We start from the raw sequence: 17,829 nt of genomic DNA on the forward strand, positions 1-17,829 counted from the left end.
CTGGGCTTTTAATTTTTCTTTTTTGACCCTGAGATATCACATGCTCAGCAAGAGTAACTTCCCGGATCCTGAGCATGGCTGCTTTGAGTATCCCTGTTAGCGTTTAGCTGCGAGCGATTAAAAAGTAATTTTTCAAAAGCATCACATTGTCTCTGAAAAAAATCTGTGCGAGATAAATAAAATTTATTATTATGCGAGTCATTGCCTAATCGGGCGATAAAATTCTTAAGACCCTTGAACTGATTTTCTGCTTTTGCGGAATCTTCTGAAACACTCATTTCAATTTGAACTGCTTTATTTTCCAATTTAGCTGTAAATCCATGATCCTGTTTTCTTTCATAGGTAAAGAACTGAACATCCTCAACTACTATACGAAACATTCTGGTGCCAGCATTGTACTCAACATAGGCCTTGGCATCATCTCTGCAATTTGTTCTATTGAGCTTAGGGTTTATTCCCTCGCACTGTATTGATTTAGAATTAAATTTAAACATGTCGTACCTCCAATCATAGTAAAAGGCGCACTTTATACAGTATTGAATAAAAATAGGCAAATTAATTAGGTAATGCTCAACGATAATGAGCGCTTAAAGTTTTAATGGATAACAAAAAATCCATTTGATTAATTTATTCACAGAATGTATACTTTGCACTTTTGTTGTAACAGGTACATATTGTGAAAAGCAAACAAGAACTTCGCCGGCACTATAAGTCACTATTAACACAAGCAAAAAATCAGAAAAATGATATGCAATATAGCAAGGCAGCTCAGCTATGCGACACAATATTGAGCAATCCCAAAGTGCTGAAAACCTTTCCGAAAATAGCCACTTCGGCAACGAAGATCAAGGAAGAGTCAATAAGCCTTGAAATTAAAAAAGCCATCGTGATGCGCAACATCGGACGATTTGCTGATTCCATCCAATCCCTGGAACAATTGAGCCAAACCACTGTTTTAAGCCCTGATAGCTATCAAAAAATCCTGCAATTACAGGAGGAAACTATTGCTGAGGCGCATTTAAAAATCAAGGGCATTTTTACCTCCAAAGAGACAATTGATCAGACAATACCTTCAACTGTGTTATGTAAAGCCAGCTATCTTTCTGAAAAAAATGAAATATTTACACAGCATCCTCTCAAAATGAAAGAGAGTTTTTCGGCACGTGTTGCCTGGGTCCTGCGTCTGATTCAGTTTCTTAAAGAAAACATGCTGAAGGTCAATGAAAATTTTCCCTTTATTAAGGAAGAGTTCTTGCAGCAGAATGCAGCAGGGGCTCAAAAGCGCTTCTCATTTATGGGTAACATAACACTTCCTTATTTTTCGGGTTATAGAAATGGGATGTCAATCCTTATGCAACGCATGTGCGATCGTGCGTTTGGAAATGCAGCGAACGATTATTACCTCGAGGATTCAGTCGATATATTACGTATGCTTTTTGAAACGATTTATCGCTTTCCTCGCAATGAGCGCGGACTTCTGACAAAATATTTACCCTGGGGGGAACACTCCTGGTATCTCTTGGATTTTTTTAGTGCCATTTTTGCAACCACTGATCTTTGCTTTATTAATGACGGTTTTGAAAATGGATTATCCATTGCACCTTTTAATTTCGATGGTGACATTGTAAAGCAAAAACAGTTGATTCAATTTCATTCTGTAATGCTTACATTTCGTGCGCTGGTTAAGCATAGCATCACTGATATTCTTACTAAAGATTTGGAAGTCTTGTCAGTCTTTTTTGAGCAGGTTAAAAATCATCTTTCATCCGGCACTCCCCTTACCCCAATGGCGAAACCTGAGAATCTTGAAACACTGCTCCGATTTAGCAAGCATAGTTTTCTTTTACTTAAACTTATCGCTTTGCTGCCGAGAAATTATGCTAAATCCACTTACAGCCTGGAAGTTATCCAGGAAACCGGCGTCTCACTTGATTCGATTGAGTCGGTTGACAAGCAAAAATTACTCGAATGGCTAGATAATAAATCAGAACCGATTACCCCCATCGATAAGTTTTTCCCTGCTGATAACAAAAAAAGTGAACCCGAACCTGAAAAAGGGCATCCTATTTGGTCCCAATCACTTTTGGAATCGACTCAAAAAGTTACCAGGGGACAACAACTCACATTATGCGCTATCAAAGATAGTAATCAGTTAGCTCCTCATACGCGCTTCCAGATACTTGGCTTTGAAAATTTTAACAGTATTAAAAATCGCTTATCGCTTTTGCGGGTACTGGAGATGACCGGTGAATTTTTTATGCCCAGAAACTGGGGAAATAAGCAAAAAACACTGGATATTATCGACATCGATATGGTTGGTAAAATCAGAAGCGCTCTTTCGCATCCTGAAGAACGGCAGTATTTGACGGTTATAAAGGATTTGGAAAAAGATCCTGTACTCCTTAAGCAGCTACATGATGAATTAATGATTTTCAGTGGCTCGGTTTATGAACTTATTGTATCCCGCGAAAGTGAGTTGGACTGGCAAGTAAAGGATACCAGTTCAGGATATGATGATTGGAAAGATGCCATGGATTTGTATTGGCAATCCATTAAAAAGCATTACTCTCTGGATAAAAAAACTTCCCCTCACATTCTTACCAAGCCGCTTTTGGAAGAAAAAGTGCTCGATACGCTATTGGGACTGGTACTCCCTGCTCATCATGAAATGCTTGGGAACTGTCTTGCTAATGACGTGAGTTTTTTCTTTATTAATAAAAAAACACCTCTTAATCTTCTTGACGAGATTACAGCCAATCTATCTTCTAAAGATAAAAAACAGAATGCAGATATACGACAAATAAGGAAACTATTAACGAAAGCCGATAAAAAATACAAGGAATATAAAAGGGAATACGAAAGTAATAGAAAGAAAGAAGATGCGCTTAATAATGAACGTATTGAAAAAAAACAGTCCGAAGCCATGACCAAGCTTTATCCAGGTATTCTTGAGGTTGCGAAAACATTCTGGAAAGCGCAGACCGCTGATTCAAATGATGTTTCTGAAATACTGGAAAAATTGATCGATCGTCTTGATCTGCTAGCTGCCTTGCTGGAAGAGGAAAAACTTGATGATGATTCACTTCGCGAATTTCAGGAATTATTACATACCAGGATTAAGGATGATATCCGCTTTTCACAAAGTATTGCCTATTTGCTTGGTCAGATTATCTCTTGCATCAATAAATTATCCAGCCTTTGTGATTTAAGGCTTATCAATCAGACCCTAGATGACAAACTGGGAGATCTGATTTCTTTACGTAATGCGCTTGAGCATTCCGACCCATTTGTGGAGAGCTCCGTCACTTCTTTTTATAATATGTTCAGTCCTCTTACCCAGCTAATGGCCTGCACCGTGGGAGAAATTGTTTTCTATTTTGCTCCGGACATAAAGGACTTTCAAACAAGATTAAAAATTCAATTCCCAGATATGGGTTCAGAGGGATTAACCTCTGCGAGCTCCAGCTATTCTGGCAGCACCAGCAGCCTGCCATCGCTTATAAGCCCAACTGGTTTACGTGTTAAGCAAGAGAATGCACTACGTCTGTCCGGTTTTGTTTTTGCACAAGAAGAAGTCAGAAAGTCTCCGTCTCCTGAAGGAATGGATGATTTTTTTCAGGCAGAGGACGATCTGGTACCTATGAACTTCAATGAAGAACTGGAAAAAGAGGAGGCAGGACAACCTGCGGTCAATCTGACACGATCAGGCTCGGAATTTTACCGTGTGCGATTTTTTGATAGAGAGTGTACCTCTCCTGTCACTGTTGATGATAGCCAGTATGAAGCAGGCTCCGATTCCGAATACGATTTCTTTCATAATCTTGAATGACTTTGCTTGAGTTTCCTGAATGTCATTCGCAAAAATACCGATTCAGCATATACTTGCTTATAAGTAATGCTGAATCATTAGTATGAATAAATTCTATTTATCATGGTTTCCCTTGATTATCGGCGCAAGCAGCGGCCTCTTTCTTGTTCCGCTTTTCGGCTTTGCTGCCATATTAATTAATATGCATCTGGTAGCTCCGGCGAGTACCAATACCAGTTCTCTATTTTTTCTTTTGGCGTTTTCCTATGCTGTTGCCATGTTTTTCACCGGGTTTATCACCGGGCGGCTTTACTCCTCAGGGATACAAAAGCCGTATTTCGGTTTTTTGATTGGCTTTCTTGCCTGGTCTTTAGTATTGATAGTACTTATCATCAGTCTCAATAATGGCATTCAATATTCAAATGCTCATTTCAGGGCAATCAGCATACGAATAATCCATAGCTCTTTAGAATTACATGATGGTTTCTCAGTCTCGCATGGTTATATCAGTATGGTTACGCTTGAACCCAAAGCAAGCTTCCTGACCTTTTTTTACGGCGCCTTAAGCAGCGGTCTCGGAGGCTACCTGGGGAATCAGAAAAAACAGCAAAAGCAGGTTAAGTAATGATAATCATGATCCTTGGCGCAACCGGTTTTGTTGGAACTCATTTGACAAGAAAACTCTTGGATCAAGGGCATGAGATCCTTGCAGTTGTCAGGACGATTGAGACAGGTCAGGCGCTGTTTCCCTCCGCCTCTCTGATAGAATGCGACTTTACAGCACAACAAAATCTCGAAGAGTGGATGTTACGCATGAAAAATGTGGATGTAGTCATTAACTGTATCGGCATATTTTATCATCGAAACCCATCCATAGTCTGGCAAATTCATTTTAATTCACCCCGGGTTATTTTCGAGGCGGCTTCAAAAGCCGGAGTAAAAAAAATTATCCAGCTCTCTGCTCTGGCAGTCGAACACTATGAGTCAGAATATGCCAAAAGCAAACTGGAGCTTGATAATTATTTACTAACACTCCCTGTTCAATCGCTGATTTTCAGACCCTCATTCATTTACGGGCCTGGTTCAGAAGGAGGCATGGCCTTGTTAATGACAATGGCCTCTTTTCCGGTTATCCCACTGCCAGAAAAAGGCGAGCAGCTGCTACAACCTATTCACATCGATACATTATGCACCGCCATTTCCAACATGGCCTCTTTGCCTCCTGGCCCCTCTTACGTTTTAACGGCAGTTTCTCCTACAGCAATAGCATTAAAAACAGTTCTAGGCAGTTTACGCCACTGGCTTCAGTTACCAAAAAGTTTTTTTGTTCAAGTTCCAATGATATTAATTAAGATAATGGCCTGGTTCGGTAATTTCAGTTCCTCCTCAAAAATTAATTCTCCGGCTATCAACATGTTGAGTAGTAATAAAACCGCGAGTGCAGGAGAGACTGCGGTTTTTTACCAGCTTACAGGCGTCAACCCCGAATCCTTTAAAGAAGGGCTTGAAAAAAAACCAAGTACCGATGGAGATCGGTGGCAGGCACTATTAGGATGGCTAAGACCATTCCTTCGTCTAAGTTTGGCTTTTATGTGGTTCGCCAGTGCCTTGACCAGCGCATTCTTTGCCCAGGAAACATCCTATCTAATTTTAAAGCAGGCCGGAGTTCCGGACACATTGCAATCCCTACTGCTGTTTGGCGCTTCCTTTATTAATTTTATGCTTGGAATAGGCCTGTTATTTAATTTCAGAACGCGCAGCAATTGTATGGTCCAACTGCTCATTATTGTTATTTATACCTTAATCATCAGCGTTCAATTGCCTTATTACTGGCTGGAGCCCTTTGGCTCCGTTGTAAAGAATATCCCTATTATGGTTGCAATTCTTATTCTTTATTTCACCGAGCCTGTCTCATCCGCTCATTGAGAAGGCGTTGCCCCTTTATTATGCAGTTCAGCTGAAACCTCATCGCTACTTTGAGGACCCACAATTTTTTCGCCTGCGGATTGGAATACCCCTTTACTCATTGACTTTGCTAACAATCCACTGGCAGGAACCTGAACTGAGGTAGTCGCGGTAGTTGTAGTGGCTAATGGATTACTTCTCGAATGCTTTCTTTTTAATACTAATTCTTCCTCAGAAGAGCTTTCTTTTGAATCATAGGATTCTTTTTCCTTTTCCTGTTCCGAAAATCGGTCCTATTTTCCTCTTCTCCCCCCTGCCATATTCTGTGATGAAAGCTCTGGCTCTGATTGAGTACTGGCCTGGAAAGTACCTTTAAAATATTTTTTAAATTCTTTTTGAGTAATATCAACAGGAAAATCAATAGTATAATTATCATCATCCGAGGATAAATCGAAGCTGTCCACATTGATCTCCGGGATAACCGTCACATCGGCTCGCCAGCTTCTATTTCTTTTATCTATAAAGTTAGTCATTTCCTTTAAAAAAATACCCATATCTTTTTTATTGATTGTGACCGAGATTCCAAGCGGTTCTTTATAGAAACTGGACTGCATGTAATCATCTAAATCCTTATACATTTCACTAAATTTAATTGCCTCTGTTTTGCTATGAAAAACCACCCCTCTATCAAAATCATCCTCTGTGACATCGTCATCTGTTACGATATAAACCCTGGAATAAGGCAAAGCCCCATGCAAATCAACTGCTTTTCGCAATTCATTTTGCCCGGATACCTCGACAAGGGTATTAAAACGACAATCTTTATTTTTCCCGACATTCCCAATGCCATTATGGACTTCTTTTAGTGTGTGCATAGCATAGTTGGATAAAGACATCGATTGATTGGGGAGATTTCTGCTCATTCCCGCACCGGCCAGTAAAAATGCGGGTACCGCCTTTGCGCTTTTAGTCAGCATGGAGAAGGAGTCCTGAAAATCTGAGTGACGATAGCGCCTGCGGGATGTGTTGGTATTAATCCAATCTTTTCTTACATACACTTCCATGATTTTCATAATCAGCTCCCTCTCAACTTTTCTCCTATTTTAAGTATAATTTAGATTTGAATTTATTCTTTATGTATTTAATTTAACCATGACGCAGTAAGGTTCAATATAGGATAACAATTTGAAATCGTGGGGGGTTTAAATTTATAAATTGTAATCTATACTTAAAAAGTAAACCGGAGAGGTTTGCGAAATGTATCTTCTGTAGAGTAAGTTGTTTGGAAATTACGTAAGTTACTCTTTCATGTACTCATTCATCTCTCTACAGTTTAAACTTTAATTCATGTAAATAAGGAGATTTACCAAATGAAGATTATTACTATAGCTTTTGCAGCTTTAGCTATGTTATTCAGTGCAGCTTCCTTTGCTGATAAAGTGGTTATTACTGGTTCCCCCGTAGTGTTAGAGCAAAAAGGTGATGTGTATTATGTGCCTGAAAATTACAGCGCTACTACTGACTATAACTATGTGACAATTGGCGGAACGAATCGCGTTTGTTACCTGCAACAACAACCCACTCTTGCTTCTCTTAACAATGAAGTGATCAATGTTGAAGTCGGTGGAAAACAAGTCCAATGGACCTGCTATGCCTATGATGAAACTTATTTCACTACAAAATAAGTAGAGCTAATTGAATAATAGCGGTGATAAACCGCTATTATTTTTTATTCTGTTCTAGTATTGTGCTGTTGCATCACTGGCAGGAAATGTATCTTCGATTGTTTCATCCAGTTCTTCTTCTGTTTTAGGAATAGGATCTTCTGCCCGTCCGGATTTGTTATCATCAGACTTTGGAATAACTTTCTTTTTTTCTTCATGATTTTTGTTGGCCATGAGATTCTCCTTAAGCTGTTTCCTTACTTTAAGTATAGACCCTGCCTAAAAAGACCGAAATTCTGAATATTCTTTCCAGGGTAAATCCTCCCTGACACAATCAGTGACCTGGGCAAGGTTTGGGCCCTGTTTTAACCAAATAAAAAAAGACTCGAGTTTCTCATTGTCGCCACAGGCCATTACTTCAACCCGGCCATCGGCCAGATTACGGGCCCAACCCTTTATGCCTAATTGTTCAGCCACTTCTCTGGCAGAAGCACGAAACCATACACCTTGAACTTTGCCTGATATAAAACAGTGCAAGCAGGATACTGACATAGTTTTACTCTCCTCAAAATAACACCATCACAGAGAAACATTACTACTATCTTAAAAACTCCTCTACAATTAATAATGAATGATGAGAAAAAAATCTATTTTTCATATCGCTTAATAATAAACTTGCAATGGAGGTAGGACCCCATGAAACTTCCTATCAATGTTGTTTTTAGAAATATGGACCGCTCATTAACCGCCGAAGAAAAAGCTATTCACCTGGCAGAAAAGCTGAATCGATTTTATCAGAATATAACCCGCTGTGATGTAGTTATCGAATCTGAGCATCGGCATCATTATAAAGGCAACCTCTATCATGTACGAATTGATCTGACTCTACCTGGCTCTGAATTGGTGGTAAGCAAAAGCCAGGGCGATGAACATGCGCATGAAGATGTCTATGTGGCTATCCGCGATGCTTTTAACGCGATGAAACGGCAGCTTCAAAGCCACATAAAAAAGGTTCGAGGGCATGTAAAGCATCACCAGACTGCACCTCAGGGAAAAATTGCCGAAATCTATCCACCTGCTGATTATGGATTCATCGAAACCATTGACGGTCGCCGAATTCGCTTTACCAGTGCCAGCGTCGTTTCCTATGATTTTGAAAAACTTGAAATTGGTGATGTTGTAAGATTTATAGAAGCAGAAGATGCCATCGCACCAGCCGCCAGCACCATTCATGTTGAGAAACGCTTTACTGCGGAGGGATAAAAATACAAGGGAGTTTGCTCCTTAAATTCTCTCTCCCCCAGGGAGAGAGTTAGAGAGAGGGTTTTAAATCAACCCTCACTCCGTAAAACCCTCTTAAGATCTGCTATTTAGGTGCCTGATATTGAGCGGAGTACTTATCAGATAACTCTTTGGCTTGTTTCAATTGATCCGGAGTTAATTTCTTCTCAAGATCATCACGATTTTTGCTTGCATCCGCATAATTATTTGCTACTGCCGTGCTAAACCAGGCATAGGCTTCCACAGGGTTTGCCGTAATACCAATACCGTCACGATAAAAAACACCCAGACGATTTTGAGCCTTGCCAAATCCCTGCTCTGCGGACTTCCTGATCCAGCTCATAGCTGTATCGAGGTTTTTGCTGACTCCATCTCCGTAAAAATACATATCCCCTATATTATACTGGGCAGTTGGATTCCCCTGATCAGCACTTTTCTGATACCAGTAGGCTGCCTTTTGCAGATCCACGGAGCCGGTTTTGCCCGTATCATAAAAACTGCCTAGTTCAAGCTGCGATTTGGCATGTCCCTGATCAGCTGCTTTCTGAAAATACTCAAAAGCCTTTTTCTCGTCTTTAGGCACGCCATCGCCATATTCATAGATCGAACCTAAATTATATTGTGCACTGGCATTACCGAGATCAGCGGCCTTGCCATACCACTTGATAGCCTCTGGCAAATCTTTTGTGACCCCTGTGCCCGTATCATACATATAGCCAATCGATAACAAAGCATCCGAATGATTCTGATCAGCGGCTTTTTTATACCAGTACATCGCCGTTTCATAATTTTGGGGAACACCATTGCCATAATTATACATATAACCTAAAGCGTATTGAGCATCTGCGTTATTCTGTGATGCCGCTTTTTCATACCAGGTTAATGCTTTGGCGTAACCTTCCGGAGTTTTCTGGTACCAGTAAAATCCTGCCAGAAGTACTTGTGCATCCACATTTCCCTGATTCGCTGAAGCAAGTAAGAGCTCTTCAGTTTTTTGTGGATTGTAGGTCACACCTTGTGCATTGTAATACATCTTACCCAGCAGGTATTGTGCCTTGGGATCGCCTTTTGCTGCTTCCTCTGACAGAAGAATGTAGGCTTTATCGTAATGTTGCTGATTGTAGGCCTCTTCCCCTTCCTGGGTAGTAGCGAAAGCGGGATGACTCAGAGCCGCTAGTAATGAGAGGGATAATACGTATCGCTTTATGTCCATGATATGACCTTAACTAAATTTAGTCTGGTTTATTAGTATATAGTCGAAGACTATCATTTTTTCTAGTCCCTTGAAAAATAATATCTATTGATTTCAATCGACTTTTTACGCAGTCTGCATGAATACTGATCTCTTTCAGCAAATCATAGCAAGCGTTTATTGACTCTCTTTTGGAATTGCGGTAGATAAGTAGATTGCTTAAAACGGATAGGGTTTAGTAGATGGGTTATGCAGATCATGAAGATCATTCAGGAAAGACGTTACAACTAATGATTAATAACCTATTCAAAAAAAACTTCTCGGGTCTTTTTTGTTTTTTACTACTTACTCTGGGAATGGCCACAGGCCATGCGAAAAACTATATTGAATTTATCCCTCTTAATTCTACTGTCAGCGAGTTACCAAGAGACAGTCAGATTATAATCAAATATCGCCTTGTGAATCACTCCAATACGCCGCGTTTTCTAAGGATGATACCCATTAAGGGCATAACACAACTTATCCATGGAAAAAAAAGCTGCGATCCTCAAATTGCCCTCGCAGAAGGAGAGGCCTGTGTTTTAAGCCTGGAAATAGATGCCGCCCAATTGCCCGAATCGATTAACTCAGGTCCTGTATTATGCGAATTTGATTCCAGGGACAATACAAAACCAAGTTACTGTAGCCAGCCTTTAAGTAGAAACACGATGCTTAATCTGAAAGTGGTTTCAGAAGATAAAGCCTTAATATCAGTACCGCCCAAAGGGGAGTACTGCTATGGTAAAAAAAATCTTACCGCCTGCTCTATTCAAATGACTGCCGCTTCCGGAGTTCCTGCCACACTGACCTTATTTAATAATTCAACTCGAGTAACCGCTTCTCAGATTCATGCGATTTTACCTTCAAACTGGACTGATGTGGTGCAAAATGCCTCAGGTTGCAATGTTTTACCGCCTCAATCAAGCTGCACCCTTTATTTTCTCCCTGGAAACACAGTACATCCGCCAGCCTCAGTTTCAATTGTTGGCGTCAATGCTGCCACGACGGCGGTTACTATGTCTGTCGTCGCACCCACACAGCTGAATATTTCAGTTACAGGCTCTCCTGTCGTAATGCGTGCCGGTGAAACAAAATCGCTAACAATTACCAATAATTCTGCTCTTTTCCCAGCGTTTTCTATCCATTCGGATTTTACAGGAACTGCATTAGCGGGCAATGTCAGCGAGACGGCAAATAACTGCGCAGTAGTTAATCCGGGTGCAAGTTGCACAATCAGTTTTACTGCTGGAACCACTACTGTAGCTCCTACCAATTTCCCTGTTTTTGGAAATAACACCATTATTGTCACTGCCAATATTAGCATTCAGTCATTTTATACGTATATACCCGATGGAAGCGGTATAACCCAATGCACTATCAATGCCGTTACAGGTCAGTTAGGAAGCTGTAGTAATACCCTGGGCTTCCCGCCACAACTTACCAGCATCGCATTTAATCCAGTGGGTACCATCGCATACATCGCCAGTCAACCTGCTAATTCGGTAACTCAATGTGATGTGACACCCGTAACGGGCGTATTAACCAATTGCGCAAATTCAGGTGCCACGGCAATTTCACTTCCTCAGCAAATTACGCTTAATCCTGCTGGAACATTCGCTTATATTGTTAACTTCTCAGGTGGAGCCACTAAGTGCACTGTTAATGCCCCTACTGGCAATTTAAGTGGATGTGTACCCTCCGGAGCTGTAGTGGGGTTTGCTCCCGGTGGAATCGCTATCAATTCAGCGGGTACCCGTGCCTACATTACCAGCTTAGGTACCGATACTATTAGTGTCTGCAATATTAACGCAGGTACAGGCCTTTTAAGTGGTTGTGTTAATTCCGGAGCAACTGGGCTTAATGGTGTAAGAACACTGACTTTCAATTCCACTGAGACAATTGCTTACATAACAAATCAGGATACGCCTAGTGTCAGCCAGTGTACTGTCAATGGAGTAACCGGACAGCTTCTGGCATGTGCAAACTCCGGAGCCACCGCACTTAGTACGGCATTTGGAATTGTTCTGGACGATGCCAATGAATTCGCTTACATCAGCAATCCTGGAAACGACACCATTACCAAATGCAGTATTGATTCGCTAACCGGGAATCTGGGATCGTGTGTTAATGCAGGGGCCACACTAATAACTGCTCCCCTCTACCTGGCAATTAATTAGGATAGTTCAATGACAGATTAATGAATTAGAAATACAAGACTATGTGTAAGGTTATGTGTTGGATTTTGAGATATCTCATTCCATACTTGATGGTGATCAGTATTAGTATTATTAAAAAATGAATAAGAAAAGAATTAACAGCTCATTGGTTTGTTTACTGGCTTTTTTATATACACAGGCAGAGGCTGCTGCTGTGGAGAAAAGTCCGGCCTCCTCCCCAAAACAGGGATATAATCTCAGTGGACTCTATGGCTATCAAAGCTTTAAATTTGATTCCACAAAACCGACCAGCTTTAATCGTTTTAGCGGTCATTTGAATTTGTATATGGCGGGAGGCAATAATTTTCGTTTACGCGAAGGATTAACTGCAGGTCTTTATATTTATGAAGTCAAAAGCAATGTACATTCATCCATGCGAATTGATCCCGGTTTACCCAGTGAAACGGATCAAAAGGTTAAAAATGATTCAATTTATGGCCACCTGCTGCAAACCATTACACCCAATGTGCTTGTAGATGTCACGGCGGGGTTGGGTTATAACTCACTCTCCTATTCAACCACCATTGGGGCCCAAACTGAGAACCAGCAGCTAGGGCGTGCACACAGTAACAGTAATAACTGGTTTACCAGCATTAACGGAATTTACAGCCGTTCCTTTTCTAACTGGAAATTTCTCGGCAGCATTGGATTATTGTACAGTCAGATCGACCAGGACAGTTTTAATTATATATTTATTCCCAATCAGCTCGTAAGCAGAGTGCCATTTTTACGAAATAAATCGGCCTTTTCGCTTGAAAACGCAGAAATCGGATACCAGTTAAAAGAATGGGTACAGCCATTTGTGAATGTGGGCTTAATACAGGTGTTGCAATTTTCCAATAATCGTCCCGGCATTTCGGGTGAATTTGTGGGTGCTTTGCCTGAATTTAATCTGGATCAGAATGGTTATCGCGCAGGAGGCGGTTTGTCATTCAAATATAAGCAATTAAGCCTTCGTATTGAACATCAGTATAGCCAGCGAGGCAGTGTGTACCATAGTAATCTGACAATGCTTTCACTCCATATGAATATGGCTTAAAAGTGTTCGTTACCGCTTGTTGAAATGGAGTTCTGTTTGATAGGTCAATTTAAAAAAAAATTGCTTCAATTCAGTTTTGGTTTTTTGCTGCTGGCATTTATTTTTGCCCTGCAGAAAAATGCCTTTCCCTATCTCGATCAATTCATAACCCGAAGCAACAGCTTTATCTATGACCAGATCCTTCACCTGACTGTTGGCAGCCGAAACCTGCCGCCTCGTGTGGTGATTATCGATATTGATGATTATTCCACTCAGGCTGAAGGAAGATGGCCCTGGCCAAGAGACAAATTTGTAACCCTGCTAAACAATCTAAAGAAAGCGGGAGTTGTGGTAATTGCCTTTGATATTGTTTTATCCGAGGCGGAAATTAATTATGCTCAAGGACTGGAAAACAAATTACAGAGCCTAAATAACCAGACACTTGCTCGAGAGCTAATGCCTTTACTGACAAAAGCTGCCCCACTGATAGATAATGACCAGGCCTTTGCGAAAACTCTATCAGAGAATGAAGTGGTACTGGGATTTCTTTTCCATGACAATTCCGATATTAAAAAGGGTTCTTTACCCCCTCCGCTCCTGTTTAACAACTCACAATCAGTCAATACACTAACACTCAATCTTCTGCGCTTCACGGGATATAACGGTATACTCAACCTATTTCTAAAGGCGTCAGGTCATGCTGGCTTTGTCAGCAATATTCCTGATCTCGATGGCTCGGTTCGTCATGGGCTTTTATTAGCAGTTTATAACAACCAACTCTATTCAAGTCTCGCCCTCTCAAGTGTCATGCGCTATTTATTAACAGACAATGTCGAGTTGATGACTCACAGGATTCAGGGGAAAGAAGAGTTGTATGGGATTAACGTGGGCGGTCTTTTCATACCCACTAATTCCAAAGGACAGCTGCTGATTCCTTTCTGGGGCGGACCTGCAACTATTCCAACCTACTCCGCCACTGATATCCTTCACAATAAAGTATCATCTCAGGAATTATCAGGCAGTATAGCCCTTTTAGGTTCTACTATGGTATTACTGGGTGATCTTCACCAGGCCCCCTTATCTCAAAGCTTTCCCGGCGTGGAAATGAATGCCAATATTATCACCGGAATTCTGGAAAAACAGATCACCAGCCAATTTGACTGGCATACCAATACAGGAATTATCTTAATATTGTTATCAGGTATTGTCTTCACCTTTTTATTTCCCTATCTGGGACCTGTTCTTCTTCCCATTCTTTTTCTTTTCTTCATCGCAGTAATTTTAATAGCCAGCTACTTCTTCTTTCACTTTAAAAATATCTTCGTAGCTCCAGGACTTTTACTGGCTTTAATTAGCTTACAGGCTCTCGCTAACTTTACTTATTCATTTATTCAGGAACGGCGGCAAAAAAATCGTATTAAACAATTGTTCAGCCAATATATTCCTCCTTCCTATATGAAGGAAATTACCGATCATCCGGAACAGGTGAATCTTGGAGGGGAATCCCGTGAGATGACCGTTTTTTTCGCTGATATACGTGATTTCACCAGTTTAAGTGAGTCGCTTGAAGCAACAGAACTTAAACATTTGCTCAATAGCTTTTTTACTCCTTTGACCAATATTATCTTTGATTATCAGGGCACTATTGATAAATATGTCGGCGATATGGTCATGGCATTCTGGGGAGCGCCGCTAAAAGACGCAAATCACTGTCATAATGCTTTAGCTGCTGCTTTGGCGATTAGAGGCAAACTTCCCGAGATTAATCAGCAATTAAACCAGCTTAACCTCCCCTCTGTGAAAATTGGAATGGGGCTAAGCACCGGGATTATGAATGTCGGCGATATGGGCTCCAAATTTCGGCTTTCCTACACAGTGATTGGGGAGACAGTTAATCTGGCTTCTCGTCTGCAGGATTTAACCAAATATTATCGAGTGGATATTTTAGTTTCAGAAGCAAGCCGTCATCATCAAGACGACATTCTTTGGATGCCCGTAGATAAAGTAATAGTTAAAGGCTCCCATAAAGCAGTAACAATTTATGAGCCGCAAGGGTATTATGCAGAGGTTCCCCAGGAAAAAAAAGATGAGATCAGAGATTATGAAGCGGGTTTGCAGGCCTACTATAAGCAAAATTGGCAGGCTGCAAAAACTCAATTTGAAACCCTTAACTCCTCTCATCCAGAACGCTATCTCTATAGCCTCTATCTGGCGCGAATTGATGCATTTATCAGCCAACCCCCTCCTTCGGACTGGGATGGCACATTCACACATGTAAGCAAATGATGAGGGAATCACAGTGAAGAAAATAATACTGGTTATTTTTATATTATTTACAGGAACGGCTTTTACCGCTCCTGCCGCTCTGGTACTTTTGGTCAGCAATAAAGTCAGCGCGCAGCAGGCAGGAAAAGAGCGTGCATTAAGTAGAGGATCGCAACTGTTTACTGGCGACACCATTATCACCGGCGCCGGTGCGAAAGCCGAAATAAAATATACGGATGGTTCCCTGGTCAGTATACAGGAAAACACAAGCTATCAGATTGTCTCTTATTCCAGCCAGCAAAATGTGGAGTTCAAAACCAAATTAAATAAAGGTGCGATCGAATATACTTCAAGTAAAAAGAAAAAAGGAAGTATTCAGACACCGGTAGTTGCACTGGCCATTCTAGGCACACAGCTGCAAGCTATTGCAACCCCCAGCAATACCTATCTTGATGTCAAACAGGGACTGGTGCAAGGGGGAAACCAGCTTGTAGGTCCTGGTCAGCAGTTTTCCAGCGGCTCATTCGATAGAAGTGGAAATTTTACGCCCGGTCCTATTCCCTGGAAATATTCAGACAGCACACAAACCTCCAGTACAGATAGCTCCGCAGGAACAACAGGAGATAGTAATAGCAGTACAATAGAGCAAAATAGCCAGATTGCTACGGAGACAATCGGCCTAACCACGTCGCTTATTGAAAACACCACAATCAATACTGCAGTGAGTAATATTGCTATTGAATCACAACTTCCGGTGATTGAAACAGTTGAACTTGCCGAAATTATCGCAATCTGTCCCTAGCTAATCTTAAGGCCTTAACCCCTACTCCTACGTCCCTTGGCCTGTACGAGGGAGCCAGAGATCTAATTCTGGCATGAGATTCCTGGATCCCTCGGACAAGCCGAGGGACATAGGTAAAATATCTTGGTGTGTCAAAGGCCGCAACATGTTTATAGCCACCAGCACCGGTTTCCTGTAGTATGTGAGCGTTTTATATTAATGCTCTGATAGAGGAAATTATGAAAAGGATTTTATTTGTCTTATGGCTAAGTGCTATTTGCAGCAACGCAATAGCATCAATCTTCACTGCAGAAGATGTGAATACGCTTAAAGAACATTTCAAAGCGAATATCAGCGCGGAAGGCGCGATTATGGCGTCTCCCTCACGGAGTAATCCTGACTACTATTTCGACTGGGCGCGTGACTCAGCAATATCGATGAATCTTATTGCGTCCTGGTATGAGCAATACCGGGATCAGGATAGCAAACAAAAATTATTTAATTATGTCAGTTGGGTTGAACGTCTGCAACACCAGCAAGATCCTTTACCAGGGCAGGATATTTTAGGGGAACCCAAATTCTATATGCCCGACAGTCCCTTAGCCAGTCAACCGTATACAGGTCCCTGGGGTCGTCCTCAGAATGATGGACCAGCAATAAGAGCAATAACCCTGATGCGATTTGCAAATAGCCTTCTGGCAGACGGTGAAAGCAATTATGTACGCGAGCACTTATACTTTGAAGGCTTAAATCCGGATACGATGGGCGCCATCAAAATGGATCTCGAGTACACCGCTCATCATTGGCAGGATAAAAACTTTGATCTCTGGGAGGAAGTTTTAGGTGATCATTTCTTTACTGCTATGGTACAGCGCAAAGCCTTACTGGAGGGTTCTGTCTTCGCCAGACAATTCAATGACAGGCTTGCAGCCCAATTCTACCTGCAACAGGCCCGATTAATTGAAAAGCGCCTTTATAAACACATCGATTGTAAAAACAACCTGATTCAGGCTACCCTGCCCCCCCACGCAGGCCCGCAAAAAACTCTCGAACTGGACAGTGCGATAATACTCGGCGTGTTACTGGGGAACACCCATGACGGCTTTTTTTCAGCCGATGCAAGCTATGTAAAACATACTGTGGACGCGCTTAAAGCCGAATTTAAATTCCTATATCCAATTAATGAACCCTATAATAATGCCTTGTTATTCGGACGCTATCCCGGCGATACCTATGACGGCTATCGCAATGACGGTAAAGGAAACCCCTGGTTTATACTAACGGCCGCTGCCGCTGAATACTACTATACCCTTGCAGCAAACGAACTTAAGAATACGCATCACAAGAGCACTGTCGAACAATACATCCAGCTTGGCGATGCTTATTTACGTCTAATCAAAGACTACGCCCCTGATTTATTAATGAGTGAGCAAATCAATCTTGAAACCGGAGTACAGCAAGGCGCCTATTCCCTAACCTGGAGTTATGTCGCTGTATTGAGAGCAATCGAAGCCAGTGAGTCAGTGGACAGGTTACTTGCCTCAACCACACATCAAGTTTTTAATCCTGGCTCCGTTAAGCGACCAATACCAGAAAACGTCTTAATCTGACAACACGAAAGGCGCATTGAACCGATAACATGAGGCAGCTCTGCTGCCTC

General features: G+C 41.4%; 15 protein-coding genes. 10 read left to right on the forward strand and 5 right to left on the reverse strand.

Going from position 1 to position 17,829, the window contains the following annotated elements; genetic code table 11:
• Nucleotides 1–44 precede the first annotated feature (44 nt).
• A complete protein-coding gene (locus DYH61_RS08570; protein WP_058507421.1) occupies nucleotides 45–494 on the reverse strand; it encodes a hypothetical protein in 450 nt (149 codons plus the stop codon).
• A 182-nt stretch (nucleotides 495–676) separates the two neighbouring features.
• On the opposite strand from DYH61_RS08570, the gene DYH61_RS08575 reads away from it, so the two are divergent.
• From DYH61_RS08575 to DYH61_RS08585, 3 genes are all read left to right on the forward strand, one after another.
• Nucleotides 677–3,829, forward strand: a complete 3,153-nt coding sequence (locus tag DYH61_RS08575) for a hypothetical protein (RefSeq protein ID WP_058507420.1) — start codon at nucleotides 677–679, stop codon at nucleotides 3,827–3,829.
• Nucleotides 3,830–3,911: 82 nt separating this feature from the next.
• Complete coding sequence (locus DYH61_RS08580; protein WP_058507419.1) at nucleotides 3,912–4,433, forward strand: hypothetical protein; 522 nt, start codon at nucleotides 3,912–3,914, stop codon at nucleotides 4,431–4,433.
• Nucleotides 4,433–5,734 (forward strand): SDR family oxidoreductase, encoded by a 1,302-nt coding sequence (locus DYH61_RS08585; protein WP_058507418.1) that lies wholly within the window; start codon nucleotides 4,433–4,435, stop codon nucleotides 5,732–5,734. Before DYH61_RS08580 ends, DYH61_RS08585 begins: the two co-directional genes overlap by 1 nt.
• Nucleotides 5,735–6,006: 272 nt before the next feature.
• Here DYH61_RS08585 and DYH61_RS08590 read toward each other — a convergent pair whose 3' ends face one another.
• Nucleotides 6,007–6,786, reverse strand: coding sequence for a hypothetical protein (locus tag DYH61_RS08590; RefSeq protein ID WP_058507417.1), 780 nt, complete (start codon nucleotides 6,784–6,786; stop codon nucleotides 6,007–6,009).
• A 297-nt stretch (nucleotides 6,787–7,083) separates the two neighbouring features.
• On the opposite strand from DYH61_RS08590, the gene DYH61_RS08595 reads away from it, so the two are divergent.
• On the forward strand, nucleotides 7,084–7,398 hold the full coding sequence (locus tag DYH61_RS08595) for a hypothetical protein (RefSeq protein WP_058507416.1): 315 nt from the start codon (nucleotides 7,084–7,086) through the stop codon (nucleotides 7,396–7,398).
• Nucleotides 7,399–7,452: 54 nt separating this feature from the next.
• Here DYH61_RS08595 and DYH61_RS15635 read toward each other — a convergent pair whose 3' ends face one another.
• Entirely contained in the window at nucleotides 7,453–7,611 is a 159-nt protein-coding gene (locus DYH61_RS15635) for a hypothetical protein (RefSeq protein ID WP_157072292.1), read from the reverse strand.
• 45 nt (nucleotides 7,612–7,656) lie between these two features.
• Nucleotides 7,657–7,929, reverse strand: a complete 273-nt coding sequence (locus tag DYH61_RS08600; protein ID WP_058507415.1) for an acylphosphatase — start codon at nucleotides 7,927–7,929, stop codon at nucleotides 7,657–7,659.
• A 144-nt stretch (nucleotides 7,930–8,073) separates the two neighbouring features.
• On the opposite strand from DYH61_RS08600, the gene DYH61_RS08605 reads away from it, so the two are divergent.
• Nucleotides 8,074–8,640: an HPF/RaiA family ribosome-associated protein gene (locus DYH61_RS08605; protein ID WP_058507414.1), complete on the forward strand. Its 567-nt coding sequence runs from the start codon at nucleotides 8,074–8,076 to the stop codon at nucleotides 8,638–8,640.
• A gap of 103 nt (nucleotides 8,641–8,743) precedes the next feature.
• On the opposite strand, the gene DYH61_RS08610 is transcribed toward DYH61_RS08605, so the two are convergent.
• Nucleotides 8,744–9,871, reverse strand: a complete 1,128-nt coding sequence (locus DYH61_RS08610; RefSeq protein ID WP_058507413.1) for a tetratricopeptide repeat protein — start codon at nucleotides 9,869–9,871, stop codon at nucleotides 8,744–8,746.
• A 221-nt stretch (nucleotides 9,872–10,092) separates the two neighbouring features.
• Between DYH61_RS08610 and DYH61_RS08615 the strand changes: the two genes are divergently transcribed.
• The 5 genes from DYH61_RS08615 to DYH61_RS08635 all read left to right on the forward strand — a co-directional run bounded on the left by DYH61_RS08615 (nucleotide 10,093) and on the right by DYH61_RS08635 (nucleotide 17,779).
• On the forward strand, nucleotides 10,093–12,066 hold the full coding sequence (locus DYH61_RS08615; RefSeq protein WP_058507412.1) for a beta-propeller fold lactonase family protein: 1,974 nt from the start codon (nucleotides 10,093–10,095) through the stop codon (nucleotides 12,064–12,066).
• A 118-nt stretch (nucleotides 12,067–12,184) separates the two neighbouring features.
• Nucleotides 12,185–13,144, forward strand: coding sequence for an autotransporter outer membrane beta-barrel domain-containing protein (locus DYH61_RS08620; protein WP_058507411.1), 960 nt, complete (start codon nucleotides 12,185–12,187; stop codon nucleotides 13,142–13,144).
• Between the two features lie 36 nt (nucleotides 13,145–13,180).
• On the forward strand, nucleotides 13,181–15,409 hold the full coding sequence (locus DYH61_RS08625; protein ID WP_058507410.1) for a CHASE2 domain-containing protein: 2,229 nt from the start codon (nucleotides 13,181–13,183) through the stop codon (nucleotides 15,407–15,409).
• A gap of 13 nt (nucleotides 15,410–15,422) precedes the next feature.
• Nucleotides 15,423–16,190, forward strand: a complete 768-nt coding sequence (locus tag DYH61_RS08630; protein ID WP_058507409.1) for a FecR family protein — start codon at nucleotides 15,423–15,425, stop codon at nucleotides 16,188–16,190.
• A 218-nt stretch (nucleotides 16,191–16,408) separates the two neighbouring features.
• A complete protein-coding gene (locus DYH61_RS08635; protein ID WP_065236149.1) occupies nucleotides 16,409–17,779 on the forward strand; it encodes a glycoside hydrolase family 15 protein in 1,371 nt (456 codons plus the stop codon).
• Nucleotides 17,780–17,829 lie beyond the last annotated feature (50 nt).

The sequence above is a fragment of the Legionella quinlivanii genome, from assembly GCF_900461555.1.
GTDB lineage: Bacteria > Pseudomonadota > Gammaproteobacteria > Legionellales > Legionellaceae > Legionella_C > Legionella_C quinlivanii.

Coding starts and splice junctions, on each gene's coding strand:
- DYH61_RS08605 (WP_058507414.1), top strand. CDS start 8,074: ATGAAACTTCCTATCAATGTTGTTTTTAGAAATATGGACCGCTCATTA.
- DYH61_RS08570 (WP_058507421.1), bottom strand. CDS start 494: ATGTTTAAATTTAATTCTAAATCAATACAGTGCGAGGGAATAAACCCT.
- DYH61_RS08580 (WP_058507419.1), top strand. CDS start 3,912: ATGAATAAATTCTATTTATCATGGTTTCCCTTGATTATCGGCGCAAGC.
- DYH61_RS08620 (WP_058507411.1), top strand. CDS start 12,185: ATGAATAAGAAAAGAATTAACAGCTCATTGGTTTGTTTACTGGCTTTT.
- DYH61_RS08585 (WP_058507418.1), top strand. CDS start 4,433: ATGATAATCATGATCCTTGGCGCAACCGGTTTTGTTGGAACTCATTTG.
- DYH61_RS08590 (WP_058507417.1), bottom strand. CDS start 6,786: ATGAAAATCATGGAAGTGTATGTAAGAAAAGATTGGATTAATACCAAC.
- DYH61_RS08610 (WP_058507413.1), bottom strand. CDS start 9,871: ATGGACATAAAGCGATACGTATTATCCCTCTCATTACTAGCGGCTCTG.
- DYH61_RS08595 (WP_058507416.1), top strand. CDS start 7,084: ATGAAGATTATTACTATAGCTTTTGCAGCTTTAGCTATGTTATTCAGT.
- DYH61_RS15635 (WP_157072292.1), bottom strand. CDS start 7,611: ATGGCCAACAAAAATCATGAAGAAAAAAAGAAAGTTATTCCAAAGTCT.
- DYH61_RS08635 (WP_065236149.1), top strand. CDS start 16,409: ATGAAAAGGATTTTATTTGTCTTATGGCTAAGTGCTATTTGCAGCAAC.
- DYH61_RS08600 (WP_058507415.1), bottom strand. CDS start 7,929: ATGTCAGTATCCTGCTTGCACTGTTTTATATCAGGCAAAGTTCAAGGT.
- DYH61_RS08615 (WP_058507412.1), top strand. CDS start 10,093: ATGGGTTATGCAGATCATGAAGATCATTCAGGAAAGACGTTACAACTA.